The following is a 17,351-nucleotide window of genomic DNA, read 5'->3' as shown; positions in this document are numbered from 1 at the left end:
GCCCCACCCCGGTGGGGCGGGCCGCCGTCGTTCCCGCCGCCCGGGGCGCTCCCCGGTGCCCGGCCGGGGCGGGCCCGGCCGGGGGCGTGTCCGGAGCACTCGTTCCGGCAGGGAAGAATGCCCCTCGTAGGGCACAACAGGGCGGCGGAAGGCGGCAGGTCCAGTGGAACCTCGGATCATCGGCAGCGGCACGGACGAGCACCACGCGGACCCCTTCGGAAGCGCCGGACTGCGCCGTCGGGTGCTGGACGCCTGGGCCGCCTCCCCGGCCCGGTTCCGGGAGGACGCCAACGCCGAGGAGGAGCTCGCCCTCGGCGGCTACCGCGACCGGCTGGTCGTCGAGCTGGCGCAGAACGCCGCCGACGCCGCGGTCCGCGCCGGACACGGCCCCGGCCGGCTGCGGCTCACCCTGGCGGACGGCGTGCTGGCCGCCGCGAACACCGGCGCGCCGCTGGACGCCGCCGCCGTCGAGTCGCTGTCCACCCTGCGCGCCTCCTCCAAGCGCGGCGAGCGGGACACCACCGTCGGCCGGTTCGGCGTCGGCTTCGCCGCCGTCCTCGCGGTCACCGACGAGCCCGCGGTGCTCGGTTCGACGGGCGGCGTGCGCTGGTCGCTGGGCGAGGCCCGGGCCCTGGCGGACGCGCAGCCCGCGCTGGTCGAGGAGCTGCGCCGCCGGGACGGTCACGTCCCGCTGCTGCGGCTGCCGTTCGCCGCCGAGGGCCCGGCGCCGGCCGGGTACGACACGGTGGTGGTGCTGCCGCTGCGCGACGCCGCCGCCGAGGACCTCACCCGCCGTCTGCTGGCGGGCGTCGACGACGCCCTGCTGCTCACCCTGCCCGGCCTGGCCGAGGTGGTGGTGGAGACCGCGGGCGGCACACGCACGCTGACCCGGGACGCCGCCGAGCCGCGTCCGGACGGGGTGACCGAGGTGACGGTCACCGACGACGCGGGCGGGCGGCTGCGGCGCACCGTCTGGCAGACCGCCGGCGCGGCCGGCGCGGTCGCCCCCGAACTGCTCGCCGACCGGCCCACCGAGGAGCGCGCCCGTCCGTACTGGACGGTGACCTGGGCGGTCCCGGTGTCCGACGAGGGCGCCCCGCAGCGGCCCGCGATCGCCCCGGTGCTGCACGCGCCCACCCCCAGCGACGAGCCGCTCGGCCTGCCCGCGCTGCTGATCGCCTCCTACCCGCTGGACTCCACCCGCCGGCACGTCGCCCCCGGCCCGCTCGCGGACTTCCTCACCGAGCGCGCCGCCGACGCCTACGCCGACCTGTTGCGCGCCCGCGGCGGGGACCTCGGTTCGCTCGGCCTGGTGCCCGGCCCGCTCGGCCAGGGCACGCTGGACAACGCGCTGCGCGCCGCGGTGCTCTCCCGGCTGCCCGGCACGCCGTTCCTGCCGCACCCGGCGCCGGTCGAGGCGGGCACGCCCGCGCTGCGGCCCCGGGACGCCACGCTGCTGGAGGGCGCGGACGGCTCGGTGGTCGAGGCGCTGGCGCCGATCTTCCCGGGCCTGCTGCCGGCCGGCCTGGAACGCCGCAGCGAGCTGCGGGTGCTGAACGTGCGCCGGATCCCGCTCGCCGAGGTGGTCGACCAGCTGGGCGGTCTGGACCGGGAGCCGGCCTGGTGGCGGAATCTCTACGCGGCGCTCGGCGGCGCCGACCCGGAGGCGCTCGGCGCGCTGCCGGTGCCGCTCGCGGACGGGCGGACGGTCACCGGGCCGCGCCGGGTCCTGCTGCCCTCCGACGACGCCGACTGGGCGGCCTTCCCCGGCTACCCGGGGTCGCTGGCCGACGCGCTCGCCGTGCTCGACCTGCGGCTCGCCCACCCGGAGGCCGCCCACCCGCTGCTGGCCAAGCTCGGCGCCGGCGCGGCCACCCCGGCCGGGGTGCTGGACACGCCCGAGGTGCGCGCCGCCGTCGCCCGCTCCTACGAGCTGGCCGAGGACGACCCGGACACCGCCGCCGACCTCGCCGAGGCGGTGCTGGCGCTCGTCAGGGCGGCCGCCCCGGCGCCCGGCGAGCACCCCTGGCTGGCCCGGCTGGCCCTGCTCGACGACGAGGGCGAGCCCGCCCGGGCCGGTGAACTCCTGCTGCCCGACAGCCCGTTGGCGGCGCTGGCACGCGAGGACGACGCCGGCTGGGTGGACGACGAGCTGCTGGAGCGCTGGGGCCCCGAGGTGCTGGCCGCGGTCGGCGTCCTGGCCGACTTCGTCCTGGTCCGCGCCGAGGACGTGGTGCTGGACCCGGACGACCTGGAGCGGCTGGACCCCACCGCGCCCGCCGACCGCGCGGCCGGCGGCCACCCCACCGGCCTGATCGACGAGGCGCCGGACGGCCTGGCCGAGTGGGCCGAGGACGCCCTGGAGGCGCTGCACGCCGACGGCGGTGACGCGGTGGGCGTCCCGCCGGTCGCCGCCGAACTGCTCGCCGTCCGCGACCTCGACCTGGTGGACGACGACGCGTGGCCGCAGGCGCTGGCCGCGCTGGCCCGCCCGCCGTACCGGGACGCGGTGGTCACCCCCGTCCGCACCCTGCTGCCGGACGGCTCCTACGCCGACCTGCCGCCGTACACCGCCTGGTGGCTGCGCGATCACCCGGTGCTGGACGGCCGCGAGCCCGCCGGGCTGCGCGCGGCCGGGGCCGACCCGCTGCTGCGCGGCCTGTACGACGAGGCCCGCACCACGCTGGACGAGCAGTTCCTGCACGCGCTGGGCGTGCGCACCACGCTGGCCGCGCTGCTCGCCGAGCCGCACGGGCCGGACGAGGTGCTGGACCGGCTCACCGACCCGGCCGCCGAGGTGGGGCACCGCCAGCTCCACGGCATCCACACCGCGCTGGCCCGGGTCGACGCGGAGCGGATCGAGCCGCTGGACGTGGTGCGCGCGGTGCCGCCGCTGGACCGGGCCACCGGCCGCCGGCCCGACCGCACCGTGGTGGTGGACGCCACCGAGGCGGTCGTCGCGGACGCCCCCGACCTCGTCGAGCTGCTGCACGACCACCCGCTGCTGCCGGTCGCCCCGGCGCTCGCCGCCGACCTCGCGGAGCGGCTGCACGTCTCGCTGGCCAGCGAGGTGGCGGGCGGACGGGTGCTGTCCGAGGGCGCGCTGCACCGGGTCCCGGCCGTGGTGCGGGAGCTGCTGCCCGGCTGCCCGGTGGCCTACGAGGAGCACGAGGAGCTGCTGGTGGTCGGCCCGGACGGCGAGGAGGCGGCCGTCGACTGGCGCTGGGACACCGGGGCGCGGACCCCGGAGGCGCCGTACGACCCGGAGTCCGCCGAGGAGGCCGACGAGGACGACGAGTTCGACGTGCCGCCGGTGCCCGGACTGCTGCACGCGGCGACCCCGGAGGGGCTGGCCGCCGGGCTGGCCTGGTCGGTCGGGCAGTGGCACCGCCGGTTCGAGGTGCTGGCGGCGCTCAGCGAGCCGGACCGCGCCTACGAGCTCTCCGCGGCCCGGGACTTCGAGGGCTGAGCGGCCGGGCTCCGGGGCCCGGGACTTCGAGGGCTGAGCGGCCGGGCTCCGGGGCCCGCCGCCGCCGGGACGGCCGGGCCTCCGGGACCGGCCGTCGCGGGGCCGGCCCCGGAGGCCGTCCGTCTCAGGAACGGGTGCCGGAGCGGGTCCGGCCGCGGGCGATCAGCCGCAGGTAGACCGCCAGGGTGGCCACCACCCAGGTGACCGTCAGCAGACCGGCGGCCACCCCGGTCAGCCGCGGACCCGGATCGATCCCGGCCAGCGCGGCGGCCCCCAGCATCGCCAGGCCCAGCAGCCCGGTGATCAGCAGTCCGCCCAGGAAGGCCGTGAAGGCCTCCAGGTCCCCGCCCCTGCGTGCCATCGCGGACCCCCGTCGCCCGTCCGGTGCCTCGTGCTTCGTGGGTCAATCATCGATCCGGCGGCGCATGATCCGCCAGACCACCTCCAGCACCAGTCCGGCGGTCACCGCGATGCCGACCCCGATCCACGGGTCCCGGGTGCCGGAGAGCGAGAGCTGGAAGAAGTCGGAGAGCCACGGCACGGTCAGCACCAGGGTGAACGCCCCGCCCATCGTCCCGATCAGCAGCAGCCGCCACCAGTTGTACGGGCGGGCCACGATCGCCAGCACCCAGATCGCGACCAGGAACAGCGTCAGGGTGGCCACGCTGGTGTCCGACTCCAGGTCGGTCGCGTGGTTGGCGCGGGCCAGCGCGTACGCGGTGAAGGTGGCCGTCCCGGCGATCACGCCGCCCGGGATCGCCAGCCGCAGCACCCGGCGCACGAAGCCGGTGCGGGCGCGCTCGTTGTTGGGCGCGAGCGCCAGGAAGAAGGCCGGCACGCCGATGGTCAGGGTGGACAGCACGGTGGAGTGCCGGGGCAGGAACGGGTACGGCGAGTGGGTGATGATCACCAGCAGTGCCAGCAGCACCGAGTAGACCGTCTTGACCAGGAAGAGCCCGGCGACCCGCTCGATGTTGCCGATCACCCGGCGGCCCTCGGCGACCACCGAGGGAAGCACCGCGAAGGAGTTGTTCAGCAGCACGATCTGGGCGACCGCCTTGGTGGCGTCGCTGCCGCTGCCCATCGCCACGCCGATGTCCGCGTCCTTGAGCGCCAGCACGTCGTTGACGCCGTCGCCGGTCATCGCCACCGTGCGCCCGCGCGACTGCAGCGCGCCGACCAGCAGCCGCTTCTGCTGCGGGGTGACCCGGCCGAAGACGGTGGTGCCCTCGGCGGTGTCGGCCAGGGCCTGCGGCTCGGCGGGCAGGGTGCGGGCGTCCACCGGACGGTCGGCGCCGGGCAGTCCGAGGTGGGCGGCGACCGCGCCGACCGAGACGGCGGCGTCGCCCGAGATGACCTTGGCCTCGACCTGCTGGCTCTCGAAGTAGCGCAGGGTGTCGGCGGCGTCCTCGCGCAGCCGCTGCTGGAGCACCACCAGGGCGAGCGGCCGCAGTCCGTCGGCCGGGTCCGGGGAGTCCAGCGGGACGGGCGTGCGGCCGAGCAGCAGCACCCGCAGTCCCTGGGCGCCCAGCTCGTCCACCTCGGTGAGCGCCGGGTGGCCGGCCGGCAGCAGCACGTCGGGCGCGCCGAGCAGCCAGCTGGCCTCGCCGCCGCGCGGCTCCAGCAGCTGCACGCCGCTCCACTTGCGGGCGGAGGAGAAGGGCATCGCCTCGATGACCCGCCAGCCGGCGTCCCCGCCGTTCGCGCCGTTCGCGCCTGCGCCGGTGCCGCGGCCGTCGCCGTAGGCGTCGATGACGGCCTGCATGGACGGGTTGGGGCGGGCGTCGGCGCCGGCCATCACGGCCAGCGCCCGCACCACCGTCTCCTTGAGGGTGCCCCGGTCGTCCGGCGTGCTCCGGGCGTCCCCGGCCCCGCGGTCCTCGTCGGTGCCGATGACCCGCAGGTCGACGACGTCCATGCCGCCCTCGGTGAGCGTGCCGGTCTTGTCGAGGCAGACGGTGTCGACCCGGGCCAGCCCCTCGATCGCGGGCAGCTCCTGCACCAGGCACTGCTTGCGGCCCAGCCGGATCACCCCGATCGCGAAGGCCACCGAGGTCAGCAGCACCAGACCCTCGGGCACCATCGGCACGATCCCGGCGATCATCCGGCGGACCGCCTCCCGCCAGTCCCGGCCCTCCACCGCCAGCTGGCTGATGATCAGGCCGATCGCGGTCGGGACCAGCAGCCAGGTGATGAACCGCAGGATGCTGTCGATGCCGCTGCGCAGCTCCGACTTCACCAGGGTGAACCGGCTCGCCTCCTCGGCCAGCTGCGCCGCGTACGCCTCGCGGCCGACCTTGGTGGCGGTGAACGCGCCGGCGCCGGCCACCACGAAGCTGCCGGACATCACCTGGTCACCGGGGTGCTTGAGGACCGGGTCCGGTTCGCCGGTGAGCAGCGACTCGTCGATCTCCAGGCCGTCCGCCTCGGTGACCTCGCCGTCGACGATCACCTTGTCGCCGATGCCCAGCAGCACGGTGTCGTCGAGCACGATCGCGCCGACGGCGATCTGCTGCACGCTGCCGTCCCGGCGGACCTGGGGCCTGGCCTCGCCGATCAGCGCGAGGCTGTCCAGCGTCTTCTTGGCCCGCAGCTCCTGGATGATGCCGATCGCCGTGTTGGCGACGATGACCAGGCCGAACAGGCCGTCCTGGAGCGGCCCGACGACCAGGATGATCGCGAACATCACGCCGATGATCGCGTTGAAGCGGGTGAGGACGTTGGCCCGGACGATCTCCCCGGCGGAGCGGCTGGAACGGACCGGTACGTCGTTGACCTCGCCGCGGGCCACCCGTTCGGCCACCTCGGCGGCGGTGAGTCCGCCCCGTCGGCCGGGCAGCAGCCCGAGGGGATGGGCTCCGTCGGGCTTCTCTCCGGTGGGCTGTCCTTCGGCAGGCTGCGCGGGCGGCGTCATGGCACCGACTCTACGGGCGCCTTATGTCCGATGCGTGCTACTAAAGGACTGTTCAGTCCGACCGGGTGGCCGGGTCCTGGGCCCGCGCCTCGGCGGCCCGGCCGCGCGCGATGGCGTCCCGGCGGGCCCGGCAGTACCAGAGGCCGATCAGCCCGAGTCCGCCGCCGGCCAGGCAGATCCACGGCCAGTTGCCGTGGCCGTGGTCGGAGAGGGTGCCCCAGAAGGGGAGCAGGACGAGGAACGCCACGAACCAGAGCACCGTGCCGCCGCCGACGATCGCGACGTCGTTGGCCTCCAGCGGCGGGGGAGCGGGGTGGGACGGCGTCTTGGGCATGGGCCCTAGGGTACGGTGCGCCCGAGCGTCCGATCGATTCCCCGCCGGGGTGATCCGCGTCCGTGCCCGAACCGTGCCGGATCCTGTCCGTGTCGATGCCGGATTCCGGCCGTGTTCGCACCGGATCGGTGCCGGTTTCGTCCCCTCCCGTACCGGCCCGTTACTGAGCGTTTACGTTCTACGCGCGAAGATAGCGTGTGTGCGACCGCGGTGCCCATACTTGTTTCTCCGGTCGGCCGCGGCATGCTCATAACACTGTGCTTCGTGTCCGTCCCACCGGGCCGTCCGGCCACCGTCGCTCCGGACGGGTCCCCCTCTCCTCAGCCCCCCACAGAGGACGCAGCATGCCCGTGGCCCAGCCGACCACCGAGTCGCCCGAGCCCGCCCGGCCCGCCGGTGCGCCGAATCCCCCCTCCGGCGCCCTGGACCGCTACTTCCGGATCAGCGAGCGCGGCTCCACCCTGCCGCGCGAGATCCGCGGTGGCATCGCCACCTTCTTCACCATGGCCTACATCCTGGTGCTGAACCCGATCATCCTGGCCAGCGCCACGGACATGACCGGGGCCCACCTGGACAGCGCCCAGCTGGTCACCGCGACCGCCCTCACCGCCGGTCTGACCACGCTGCTCATGGGCGTCATCGGCAACGTCCCGATCGGCCTGGCCGCCGGCCTCGGGGTCAACACCATCGTCGCCCTCCAGCTCGCACCCAAGATGACCTGGCCGGACGCCATGGGCATGGTCGTGCTGGCCGGTTTCGCGATCATGCTCCTGGTCGCCACCGGTCTGCGCGAGCGGGTCATGAGCGCCGTCCCGCTCGGCCTGCGCAAGGCCATCGCGATCGGCATCGGCCTGTTCATCAGCCTCGTCGGCCTGGTCGACTCCGGCTTCGTCACCCGCATCCCGGACGCCGCCCACACCACCGTCCCGCTGCAGCTCGGCACCGGCGGCCACCTGCTCGGCTGGCCGGTCCTGGTCTTCGTGCTCGGCCTGCTGCTCACCCTCGTCCTGATCGTCCGCAAGGTGCCCGGCGCGATCCTGGTCTCCATCGCGGTGATGACCGCCGCCGCCGTCGTGATCGACAAGCTCGCCGACATCCCCGCCCTCGGCTGGGGCCTGACCGTTCCGGCCTGGCCGGGCAACCCGGTCGCCGCCCCCGACTTCGGGCTGGTCGGCGAGGTCAGCCTGTTCGGCGGCTTCGAGAAGGTCGGCGTCCTCACCGGCGTGCTCTTCGTCTTCACCGTCCTGATGTCCTGCTTCTTCGACGCGATGGGCACCATCCTCGGCGTCGCCGACGAGGCCCACCTGCTGGACGAGAAGGGCGACCTGCCCGGCATCAACAAGGTCCTGATGATCGACGGCATCGCGACCGCGGCGGGCGGCGCCACCTCCTCCTCCGCCAACACCTGCTTCGTCGAGTCCACCGCCGGCGTCGGCGAGGGCGCCCGGACCGGCTTCGCCTCGGTGATCACCGGCGCGCTCTTCGTGGTGGCCCTCTTCCTCACCCCGCTCGCCACCATGGTCCCCGCCCAGGCCGCCACCCCCGCCCTCGTCGCGGTCGGCTTCCTGATCCTGGCGAACTCCGTCAAGGAGATCGACTGGGCCGACTACACCATCGCGATCCCGGCCTTCCTCACCATCGTGATGATGCCGTTCACCTACTCCATCACCAACGGCATCGGCTTCGGCTTCATCACCTTCTGCGTCCTGCGCCTCGCCGCCGGCCGCGGCCGCGAGGTCCCGGTCCCGATGTACGCGGTGGCCACGGTCTTCGCCTTCTACTACCTGATGCCGGCCCTCGGCCTGCTCTGACCCTTCTCCACCGGGTTTCCACGGCCCCGCGCTCCCTGGAGCGCGGGGCCTGTTTTATCGAGAATGCATCGGATCTGATGTCGTTCTCTGGTCGTCGACTGCTGGAGGAACGGCCGTGGCGCGAACGGTGATCGACCTCGACGACGACCTTCCGGCCGAGGCGCGGCGTTTGTTCGGCACGACCGCCAGGGTCGCCACGGTCAACGCCGCGCTGCCGGAGGCCGTGAAGCTGGCCCGCCGGACAGAGCTCGCCGATGCCGTCGCCGACGGGGAGTTCGACCTCCTCGACGAGCCCGGCAAGTCGGCGGCGGCGTGACCCGGGACCGTTACCCGATCGACAAGTCGGCCCTGGCGCGCCGGGGGAAGCCGGCAGTGCGTCCCGTCCTCGACGATCCCTCGCAGCGCGCCCTGCCGGCGGTGGGCGCGGCAGTCGAGATGGAGGTGCTGCACAGCGCCCGAAGCGCGGCGGAGGCGGACCGGCTGAGCCATCTGCTCGGGGGTTCGACCACCTGCCGTGCACGGACGAGGTCCGGGACCGGGCCAAGGGCATCCGGCGCCGACGGCTTCGGCCTCATCGCCTTCTGCGTCCTGCGCCTCGCCGCCGGCCGCGGCCGCGAGGTCCCGGTCCCGGTGTACGCGGTGGCCACGGTCTTCGCCTTCCACTGCCTGATGCCGGCCCTCGGCCTGCTCCGACGCCCGGCCGCGTCCCGCCGCGGAGGCCCCTCACCCGAACCGGGCGAGGGGCCTCCGTCCGTCCGGCCGCCGCGCGGCGGTGGCGGTGGCGACGTCGGGCGGGGTCAGTGGACGCAGAACTCGTTGCCCTCGGGGTCCTGCATGACGGTCCACGACCCGCCCGGTTCGGCGACCTCGCGAAGGGTGGTGGCGCCGAGGCCGGTGAGCCGGGCGACGGTGGCGGACCGGGCGTCCGGGCCGGGGTGGAGGTCGAGGTGGAGGCGGTTCTTGCCCTGCTTCGCCCCGGGAACGCGCTGGAAGAGGATGCGGCGGCCGAGCCCGGTGCCACTGGCGGCGTCGTGCGGGTCCTCGGGGTGGCGGACGGCCGCGAGGGTGAGCCAGGCGCGCCGGCCCCCGGTCTCGGTGATCTGTGCCGGGGTGATCGCGCCGGCCGAGAGCAGGCCGTCGATCAGGGTGCTGTGGTCCTCGACGGTGTAGTCGAGGGCCGCGCCCCAGAAGGCGGCCTGGCGGTGCGGGTCGGTGGCGTCGATGACGAGCTTCCAGTGCATGGGCATGTAACCGGTTATAGAGGTTGCAGTGGACCGGATGCAAGAGGTCACGTCAAGGTTGCGGCGGTGTAGGTGAGTTGACCCGGGGCATACTCCCGGCGAGACGGGGGAGGGGAGCGGTTCGATGGTGCGACAGGATCCGCCGACAGGGGTCGAGGCCCAGCTGCTGCCGGAGCTGTTCCGGACGGCCGACCAGGCCTCGCTGGCCGGGCAGCAGGAGACGCTGCGCTGGTACCGGGGGCTCATCTCGATGCTGGTGGTGGCGGCCGTGGTCGGTTCGCTGCCGGGGCCGGAGCACCGGGGGGACGCCGACATCACGCCGCTGTTCTCGGTGGTGGCCTTCCTGGTGGCCGGCTACTTCTGGACCCGGCTGCGGCGCAGCAACCCCCAGGCGCGCTGGTACGAGGCGCGGGCGGCGGCCGAGTCGGTGAAGACGTTGGCCTGGAAGTACTCGATGCGGGCCCGCCCGTTCGAGGGCGAAGCGGACTCCGAGGACGTCGACAACGGCTACCTGCTGCAGGTGGAGGACGTGCTGCGGGCCTTCGAGGACCCGGCGATCGTGCCGCCCGGGACGGTCGCCGAGATCACGCCGGAGATGCGCCGGGTCCGGGCGGAGTCGCTGACCGCGCGGCGGACGGTCTACCTGCGCACCCGGGTGGAGGGGCAGCGGACGTGGTACCGCTCGCGCGCCGAGTCCTGCGAGTCGCAGGCGGTCACCTGGGGCCTGGCCGTGGCGACGCTGATCATCATCGGTGCGGCGGCGGCCGTGGCCCAGGCCACCGGGGCGCTGCCGGTGCACGTCTTCGGGGCCTCCTCGGCGGCGGCCGCGGCGGTGATCGCCTGGACGCAGCTGAAGCAGCTCCGTCCGCTGGCGGCCGCCTACCAGCTGGCGGCCCGGGAGCTGGAGAACGTCGGCAACCAGCTGTCCGACATCGACCTGCGGGCGCCGGACGCCGAGCAGCGCTGGGCCCGGCTGGCCGCCGAGGCGGAGGACGCGGTCTCGCGCGAGCACACCACGTGGCGGGCACGGCGGGCCTTCCCGCGCTGACGGACCGCCCGTGCAGGCCTCCGGCCCGGTACGGCGGCCCCGGTCGTACCGGCGGTCCCGCCCGGGCCGACCGGGCGGGGCCGTCGGGGTCCCGCGCCCGGGGCCCGGGTTCGCGGGGCGGGTGTGCCCCCGCCGCCGGGGAGGGCGGCTCAGGCGTCCAGCGGCGCTAGGCCGAACGGGTGGCCGGCCGGGTCGATCAGCACCTTCAGCGAGCGTCCGTGCTGGTAGGTGGGCTCGGTCGCGCCCAGGGCCAGGGCGCGGGCGGTGGCGGCCTCCAGGTCGTCCACGTAGAAGTCCAGGTGGAAGTGCTTCCCGCCGTCCGGCTCGGTCCACGGTTCCGGCCGGTACCCCTTGACGCGCCCGAATCCGAGCGGGCTGCCGCCCTCCGGGTTGTCCAGGATGGCGAACTGCTCGTCCACGTGCCGGGTCTCCCACCCGAGCAGCTCGCCGTAGAAGGCGGCCAGCGCGATCGGGTCGGCGCAGTCGATGGTGACCATGGCGAGGCGGGCGAACCCGGTGTCGTTCTGCCCGGCCGGTCCGGAACCGGCGGCCCGGTCCGCCCTGTCGGCCTGTTCGGCGGCGACGTCGGTCATTTCTGGTCGGCCCTTCTGTCGAAGCGTGGTGCGGCGCCGGGGGCCCGCGTGGACCGGGCCCCAGGACCAGCATCGCACCGGGAGTCACGGAGGGCACGGCCAGCCGGGACGCGGTGGGGGGAAACGGTTCCGTCGCGCCGCTTCCAGGGCGATGACCTGCACAGATCGATCGAGATCGTTCCGGATCGCTACAGAATCGGCACGCCCTGAGCATCAGCGGACAATGATTAGTTGTATAAACTTTTGAGCCTATCGGGGGATTGTTGGTTCACGGGGGGTTGCTCGATGGCGATCGAGTTGCCGGGCGAGGTAGCGACGCTGCTTGAGTTCATCGGCATCCGCTGGCCCGCGGTCAACGAGGACAAGGTCCGGGAGTTCGGGCAGCACGTCAAGGAGTTCGCGAAGGGTCTGGAGGACCTCCACGCGGACTCGACGGCGACGATCCGTCAACTGGGCGGGGCCTACGAGGGCGAGTCGTACCGGGCGCTGGCCGCCAAGTGGGCGCTGATGTCCGACAAGCACTTCCACGAGGTCGTCCAGGCGGCCCACGTGGTCGCGCAGGCGATGGACGTCGCGGCCGACGTGATCGTCGCCATGAAGCTGGAGGCACTGGCCGAACTCACCCTCCTGGCCGCTTCCTTCATCGCCGCGCAGGCTGCCGCCGTGGCGACCGCCGGGCTCTCGGAGGTCGGCGCCGTCGCGGCCCAGCAGGCGGCGCGCAAGCTGATGGCCTACCTGGCCCGCCAGTTGGAGGACTACGTCGTCGGCCAGGTGGTCGAGGCGGCGATCACCCCGCTGGTCGAGGTCGTCTCCGAGGCGGTGGCCGGGCTGGTCTTCGAGGCCGCCGCGGCGGCGGTGAACGGCGGCGGCACGGCCGGCAGCGGTTTCCGGATCGATCCCGCGGCCGTGGAGGCCCACGCCCGGGCCCTGCACGAGCAGGCCGAGAAGGTCGCCCTGCACGCGAAGGTCTTCGGCACCCGGGTGGCGGCGGTGAGCTTCGAGTGAGCGACGCGGTCGTCAAGGCGCTCCAGAAGGGCGCCCAGAAGGTCGGCAAGGCCCTGGCCGACGACATGGGCAAGGCCGCGAAGAAGATGTACAAGAACGCGGGCGACAACCTCGACAAGACCGCGAAGCACCACAAGGACAACGACGGCCACAACGCCACCGACCTCGCCGGCCAGGGCAAGGACAAGGGCACCCCGCCGCCCCGGACGGGTGCCGGCACCGGCGGCGACGCGCCCAAGGCGCCGCCGCGGAAGTACTTCGTCCACGACGACGGCCGGGTCCAGGAGATCAAGGACGGCAAGCTGGTCGATCTGGAGAGCCCGGACGCGTCCCTGAGGACGGTGCTGGACGGGGCCTCGGACCGGGTCAGGGACCCGTCACCGGACGACCTCAAGGACAAGTACCACGCGAAGAAGTACAAGAAGACGGACAAGGACGAGGACGGGAACCCCAAGCAGGACGAGAAGGCCGCCAGCCGGCGGATCGACGCGCCTACACCGCTCTCCCTGGCGGTCGAGGAGGCCCGCCGGGCCCAGGGCGACTACGGCGGGAAGAACTACGCGGCGCTCCGCTACAAGCACCCCGACGGCAACGAGATCGTCCTCGTCGGCCGCAGCGGTGACCGCAGCCACTCCGAGCGCTCCATCGGCAAACCCGTGCTCGGCGGGCGGGAACAGCACGTCAGTGAGCTCTACACCGAGCGGGCCCCCTGTCAGGCCAACGAGAACTGCGAACGCTGGCTCGGGCGGCACTTCGCGCCCAAGAACCCGGACCTCGACGTGAACCACGGCGTCGAGTACGACGGCAAGGTCCCCAAGAAGGACCGCGACTGGGGTCACCGCGCCTATCTGGAAGGCCTCGCGAGCGATCACGCGGCGGGTCAGCATGGTGGCACGATGGGCTCGAAGGACTTCGACGCGCAGGGGCAGCAGGACAAGGCGGCCCACACCGCGAAGCAGGCGGCGAAGAAGCCGAAGGGCATGTAAGGGGCGGATCGACAGGATGGCTGACAGGTGCTGGTAGGGATCGACTGGCCCGCGCTCGTGGAGCAGGCCGCGCCCGGCGACCTCCTCAGGTTCCGGCCGGAGGCGGCGGCGGAGCTGTGGGGCGGTGACGCGGAAGCCGTGCGGTTCGTGACCGACGTCGGGGTGCCGTTCTCCGGCGGCCTGTTCAGGCTCCTGGCGGAGCTCGCCGACCGGCGGCCGGAGAACCCGGACAGCGCGTTCGCCCGCCCGCTGACCGAATGGCTGGTGGAGACCGAGCACGGCCGGTTGCGGCAGCTGGGCGAGCTGTACGGCGGGTTCGTCTACCTCAATCTCGATGACGGCACGATCTGGGTCTGCGACCCGGACGCCGACGAGGAGTACGAGCTGATCCACCGCGACATCTCGTCGCTGGCGTACCTGGTGTACAAGATCCAGGTGGAGAGGCCGGCCCCGGAGGAGCGGCCGACGCCGTACGACTGGGCCGACGCCGAGGAGTTCGTCCGCGAGGGGATGAACCGCTGGGACGAGGTGCCGTTCGGGGACGGTACGCGATTCTGGGAGGCCTTCATGGACTCCTACCACATGACATGAGAGGGCCGGTTCGGACGTGAGCGCGGACAGGGACGAGGAGTTGGCGGCGGCGCTGCTCGCGCACTTCGGGGCGCGCGGGCTGCGGGCCCTGCCGGTCGCGCCCGCCGGGCCGCTGCGGCATCCGGGGCTACCGCTGCAGGTGGGGCCGTACTTCCGGGCGGCAGAGGAGTCGGATCCGCCGTCGGTGGGCGAGTGCGCGGCCGGGCTGGACGCGGGGCCGGCGGCGGCGCAGCTGCGGATCGGGACCGACGGCGGTGCCGAGCTGTACTTCGCGCCGGACCGCTCGGTCCGGGCGGTGCTGCCGGGCGGGCGCCCGCTGGACCTGCCGGTGGCGCCGGACGTGGCGGCGTTCGCGGGCGGACTGCTGCTGCTCGACCGGCTGCTGCCGGTCGTCGCCGCCGGGGACCGGCCGGACGCCGCGCTCGCCGCCTACCGGGAGCTGCGGCAGGGGCTGCTGGCCCTGGACGCCGCGGCCTTCGACGACCGGGAGGGCTGGTGGCCGCGGGTGCTGGACGATCTGCGGCGTCCGCTGAACCTCGACTCCTCGGCGGCCTTCGAGGTGGTCGACGACCGGGGCGAGCGGCGGATCGTGACGGAGGTGAGCGGCCCCGGGCTGCTGCACCCCGAGGAGTCGCTCTGGCACCGGCTCCGGGCCGAGGGCGTCGGGGCCGGGCAGGTGGTCCGGGTGTACTGCGAGCTGGAGCCGTGCCTGATGCCCGGCCACTACTGCGCGCGCTGGATGGCGCGGGAGTTCCCGCAGGCGGAGTTCACCCACGGTTTCGACTACGGGGAGACGGCGGAGTCCCGGGAGAACGGGATCAGGGCACTGATGATCAGCCTGGCCGGGCGCCGGGGCTGAGCCGGGTACGCCGGGCGGGACACGCCGGGCGGGGCAGGGCGAGGGAAGCGGGGGACGCGGGGAGATGGTGCGGGACGGGCGGCGGATGCCGCCGCTTGGGGCGGGCCGCAGGCCGGCCGGGCTTGCGCTGCTCGGCTGGCTGGACGACCCGCGGGCGCCGCGGCTGTGCCGGGTGGCGGGGCCGCCGGGGTCCGGCAAGTCGCACCTGCTGGCCTGGCTGGTGCGCGGTTGCGGCACGGGGACGGCGCCCGGCGGGCGGCGGATCCACGGGGTGCTGCCGGCCGACGGGGCGACCCTCCGGACCGCCGTCTGGTCGCTGGGGCACCAGCTCGACCTGGTCGCGCACGCGCCGGAGCCGCTGGTCGGGGCGATCGCGGCGGACGGCCGGCCGGTCCTGCTCTGCGTCCCCGGACTGGACGGGGCCGAGGACCCGGCGGCCCTGGTGACCGGGCTGCTCGACCCGCTGCTCCGGCTGCCGGGGGTGCGGCTGGTGGTCGAGGCGGCGACCGGAGGTCCGGCGGCCGGGGCGTTCACGGCCGTGCCCGCACCCGCGGTGCTGGAGCTGGGCGAGCCGCGGTGGACGGACCGGGCGCGGTTCACCGAGTGGGCGGCGGCCCGGGGCGGCGACCCGGCGGCCTATCCGCTGCCGGGCGCCGTCCAGGGGGCCGCGGACCGGCCCCCGGCGCCGCTGCCGCTGCCGCCCGGGACCGATCTGCGCTCGCTCGGCGAGGACGCGCTGTCCGGGCTCTGGGCGGCGGCCGGCGCCGAGCCCGGCCCGCTGGCGGCCGATCCGCTGCTGTACGCGCTCGCCCGCCCCGTCCCGGTGACGGCGGCCGTGGAACGGCGGGACGACGTGCTCGCCCGGGCCTGGCGGGCCGCCGGTCCGGCGGTGATCGAGGAGCCCGACCCGGCCGTCCGGGCCGCCGTGCTGCGGACCAGGCTGCTGGGGACGGACGCCGCCGCGGCGGCCGATCTGGCGCGGCTGCCCGCGCCGTGGGCCGCCCGCTGGGCGCGCTGGGAGGGCTCGGACCCGGACCACCCCGGTCCGGTGGCCGCGCTGGCCCCCGGGGCCGGGCCGTACCTGTCCCAGGTGCTGGTGGCGGACCCGACCGGCGCGGTGCGGACCTTCGACCCCGCCACCGGCCGCCGGCTCGGCGCCGTGGTGGTCCCCGGCCCGCGCCCGCTGCGGGGGCTGGCGGTGACGGCCGGCGGTTCGGTCGTGCTGCTCGACGCCTGGGGACGGCCGGAGGCGGTGGTTCCGTCCGGGGTGCGGCCGGGTCCGGACGGGTCCGGTCCGGCGGCGGCCGTGGCGGCGGTCCGGGCGGTGGCCGGCGACCTGAGCGCGGTGGCGGCGGTGGGGATCCTGGCCGGCTCGGCACCGGCCTTCGGGGACGCGGACGGCGCCGTGCACTGGGCCGAGGACGGCAAGGTGCAGAGCGAGCGGCTGCACCACGGCCCGGTCACCGCGCTGGCCGGGACGGCGCTGGGCGGCGGGCCGCTGTCCGACCCGGAGATCCCGCTGCTGGTGAGCGGCGGCTTCGACGGTGCCGTCCGGCTGTGGGGCCCGCGCTCGGCGCCGATGGCCGAGCCGTCCGACCGCCGGGGCTGTCCGGTGACGGCGGTGGCGGCCGGGGTGACGGCGGCCGGTCCGGTGGTGGCGGCGGCCTGGTCGGACGGGCTGGTCCGGGTGCGGGACCTGGCGGCGGGCACCGCGCTGGACGTGCGGACCGGCTCGGAGGTCTGGTCGCTGGCGCTGGCCGGCACGCTGCTGGTGCTGGGCATGCCGGACGGCCTCGCCGCGGTGGACGTCCGGCGCTGAGCGCGGGACCGTCCCGGCGCGGATCCGGTGCGGGGCGGCCCGCCGGGAGAAGGGTCGTTATCCAATTTTCTTTAGCCAGAGTAATGACGTAGGCTAAAGAACATGCCCGAGATGTCCGAGCAGGACCTCGCAGCCATCAGTCAGCTGCGGTCGTCCGCCATGCGCCTCTCCCGTCGGCTCCGCCACCAGCGGGTCGAGGAGTCGCTCAGCCCCACCGAGATCGGGGTGCTGGGCACCCTCGCACGCTGCGGGAAGGCCACGCCGGGTGAGCTCGCCCGGAAGGAGCACGTACAGCCGCCCTCGATGACCAGGATCGTCGCGATGCTGGAGGAGAAGGGCCTGGTGCGGCGCGAACCGCACCCGGAGGACCGCCGGCAGGTGGTCGTCAGCAGTACCGAGGAGGCCGAGACGATCCTGGCGGAGTCCCGCCGGCGTCGGAACGCCTGGCTCGCCGAGCTCGCCGAGGGGCTCGACGAGGAGGAGTGGGCGAAGCTCCGCGAAGCGGCGCCCGTGCTCTACAAGCTCGCACACCTCTAGGCAGACCCGTTCCGGTAGCCGCCGGAGGACGAAGGAGAACCGCATCACCGCAGGACCGACGACCGACACCAGGAGCGCGACGGCCACCCCGCCCCGGGGCCGGCCGCCCCGCGGGGGGGGCACCCGGACACCCCCCGGCGCACC

15 protein-coding genes are annotated in these 17,351 nt (G+C 74.8%); 10 read left to right on the top strand and 5 right to left on the bottom strand.

Annotation, left to right across the window (positions count from 1 at the left end):
• Positions 1–163: 163 nt before the first annotated feature.
• A complete protein-coding gene (locus ACFCX4_RS09425) occupies positions 164–3,469 on the top strand; it encodes a sacsin N-terminal ATP-binding-like domain-containing protein (protein WP_376140071.1) in 3,306 nt (1,101 codons plus the stop codon).
• 124 nt (positions 3,470–3,593) lie between these two features.
• On the opposite strand, the gene ACFCX4_RS09420 is transcribed toward ACFCX4_RS09425, so the two are convergent.
• The 3 genes from ACFCX4_RS09420 to ACFCX4_RS09410 are packed head-to-tail and all read right to left on the bottom strand — an operon-like array spanning position 3,594 to position 6,717.
• Positions 3,594–3,830 carry a hypothetical protein gene (locus ACFCX4_RS09420; RefSeq protein ID WP_376140069.1) on the bottom strand — a complete coding sequence of 79 codons (237 nt, stop codon included), beginning with the start codon at positions 3,828–3,830 and terminating at the stop codon, positions 3,594–3,596.
• Between the two features lie 42 nt (positions 3,831–3,872).
• Positions 3,873–6,383, bottom strand: coding sequence for an HAD-IC family P-type ATPase (locus ACFCX4_RS09415; protein WP_376140067.1), 2,511 nt, complete (start codon positions 6,381–6,383; stop codon positions 3,873–3,875).
• 52 nt (positions 6,384–6,435) lie between these two features.
• Positions 6,436–6,717: a DUF2530 domain-containing protein gene (locus ACFCX4_RS09410; RefSeq protein ID WP_376140065.1), complete on the bottom strand. Its 282-nt coding sequence runs from the start codon at positions 6,715–6,717 to the stop codon at positions 6,436–6,438.
• 344 nt (positions 6,718–7,061) lie between these two features.
• Here ACFCX4_RS09410 and ACFCX4_RS09405 point away from each other — a divergent pair, with 344 nt between their 5' ends.
• Positions 7,062–8,528, top strand: coding sequence for an NCS2 family permease (locus ACFCX4_RS09405; protein WP_376140063.1), 1,467 nt, complete (start codon positions 7,062–7,064; stop codon positions 8,526–8,528).
• A gap of 115 nt (positions 8,529–8,643) precedes the next feature.
• Positions 8,644–8,844: a type II toxin-antitoxin system VapB family antitoxin gene (locus tag ACFCX4_RS09400; RefSeq protein ID WP_376140061.1), complete on the top strand. Its 201-nt coding sequence runs from the start codon at positions 8,644–8,646 to the stop codon at positions 8,842–8,844.
• A gap of 481 nt (positions 8,845–9,325) precedes the next feature.
• Here the strand turns inward: ACFCX4_RS09400 and ACFCX4_RS09395 are convergent, their stop codons facing one another.
• Positions 9,326–9,775: a VOC family protein gene (locus tag ACFCX4_RS09395; RefSeq protein WP_376140059.1), complete on the bottom strand. Its 450-nt coding sequence runs from the start codon at positions 9,773–9,775 to the stop codon at positions 9,326–9,328.
• 118 nt (positions 9,776–9,893) lie between these two features.
• Between ACFCX4_RS09395 and ACFCX4_RS09390 the strand changes: the two genes are divergently transcribed.
• Complete coding sequence (locus ACFCX4_RS09390; protein ID WP_376140057.1) at positions 9,894–10,817, top strand: DUF4231 domain-containing protein; 924 nt, start codon at positions 9,894–9,896, stop codon at positions 10,815–10,817.
• Positions 10,818–10,966: 149 nt separating this feature from the next.
• Here the strand turns inward: ACFCX4_RS09390 and ACFCX4_RS09385 are convergent, their stop codons facing one another.
• Positions 10,967–11,410 carry a VOC family protein gene (locus ACFCX4_RS09385; RefSeq protein WP_376140055.1) on the bottom strand — a complete coding sequence of 148 codons (444 nt, stop codon included), beginning with the start codon at positions 11,408–11,410 and terminating at the stop codon, positions 10,967–10,969.
• 285 nt (positions 11,411–11,695) lie between these two features.
• On the opposite strand from ACFCX4_RS09385, the gene ACFCX4_RS09380 reads away from it, so the two are divergent.
• From ACFCX4_RS09380 to ACFCX4_RS09355, 6 genes are all read left to right on the top strand, one after another.
• Complete coding sequence (locus tag ACFCX4_RS09380) at positions 11,696–12,415, top strand: WXG100 family type VII secretion target (RefSeq protein WP_376140053.1); 720 nt, start codon at positions 11,696–11,698, stop codon at positions 12,413–12,415.
• Positions 12,412–13,401, top strand: a complete 990-nt coding sequence (locus tag ACFCX4_RS09375) for a nucleic acid/nucleotide deaminase domain-containing protein (protein WP_376140051.1) — start codon at positions 12,412–12,414, stop codon at positions 13,399–13,401. The genes ACFCX4_RS09380 and ACFCX4_RS09375 overlap by 4 nt, the downstream gene beginning before the upstream one ends.
• A 27-nt stretch (positions 13,402–13,428) precedes the next feature.
• Positions 13,429–13,992, top strand: coding sequence for an SUKH-4 family immunity protein (locus ACFCX4_RS09370; protein WP_376140049.1), 564 nt, complete (start codon positions 13,429–13,431; stop codon positions 13,990–13,992).
• Positions 13,993–14,008: 16 nt separating this feature from the next.
• On the top strand, positions 14,009–14,851 hold the full coding sequence (locus tag ACFCX4_RS09365; RefSeq protein WP_376140047.1) for a nucleic acid/nucleotide deaminase domain-containing protein: 843 nt from the start codon (positions 14,009–14,011) through the stop codon (positions 14,849–14,851).
• Positions 14,852–14,936: 85 nt separating this feature from the next.
• Entirely contained in the window at positions 14,937–16,670 is a 1,734-nt protein-coding gene (locus tag ACFCX4_RS09360) for a hypothetical protein (RefSeq protein WP_376140045.1), read from the top strand.
• Between the two features lie 102 nt (positions 16,671–16,772).
• Positions 16,773–17,207, top strand: coding sequence for a MarR family winged helix-turn-helix transcriptional regulator (locus tag ACFCX4_RS09355; RefSeq protein ID WP_376140043.1), 435 nt, complete (start codon positions 16,773–16,775; stop codon positions 17,205–17,207).
• Positions 17,208–17,351: the final 144 nt, after the last annotated feature.

The organism is Kitasatospora sp. NPDC056327 (assembly GCF_042261735.1).
Lineage (GTDB): Bacteria > Actinomycetota > Actinomycetes > Streptomycetales > Streptomycetaceae > Kitasatospora.
The sequence above is the reverse complement of the archived record's forward strand: the minus strand, read 5'-3'. Positions and strand labels throughout refer to the sequence as shown.

Bases quoted from the DNA above. Each gene is read 5' to 3' on its own strand.
- ACFCX4_RS09420 (WP_376140069.1), bottom strand. From the start codon at position 3,830: ATGGCACGCAGGGGCGGGGACCTGGAGGCCTTCACGGCCTTCCTGGGC.
- ACFCX4_RS09415 (WP_376140067.1), bottom strand. From the start codon at position 6,383: ATGACGCCGCCCGCGCAGCCTGCCGAAGGACAGCCCACCGGAGAGAAG.
- ACFCX4_RS09410 (WP_376140065.1), bottom strand. From the start codon at position 6,717: ATGCCCAAGACGCCGTCCCACCCCGCTCCCCCGCCGCTGGAGGCCAAC.
- ACFCX4_RS09405 (WP_376140063.1), top strand. From the start codon at position 7,062: ATGCCCGTGGCCCAGCCGACCACCGAGTCGCCCGAGCCCGCCCGGCCC.
- ACFCX4_RS09395 (WP_376140059.1), bottom strand. From the start codon at position 9,775: ATGCCCATGCACTGGAAGCTCGTCATCGACGCCACCGACCCGCACCGC.
- ACFCX4_RS09390 (WP_376140057.1), top strand. From the start codon at position 9,894: ATGGTGCGACAGGATCCGCCGACAGGGGTCGAGGCCCAGCTGCTGCCG.
- ACFCX4_RS09385 (WP_376140055.1), bottom strand. From the start codon at position 11,410: ATGACCGACGTCGCCGCCGAACAGGCCGACAGGGCGGACCGGGCCGCC.
- ACFCX4_RS09380 (WP_376140053.1), top strand. From the start codon at position 11,696: ATGGCGATCGAGTTGCCGGGCGAGGTAGCGACGCTGCTTGAGTTCATC.
- ACFCX4_RS09360 (WP_376140045.1), top strand. From the start codon at position 14,937: ATGCCGCCGCTTGGGGCGGGCCGCAGGCCGGCCGGGCTTGCGCTGCTC.
- ACFCX4_RS09355 (WP_376140043.1), top strand. From the start codon at position 16,773: ATGCCCGAGATGTCCGAGCAGGACCTCGCAGCCATCAGTCAGCTGCGG.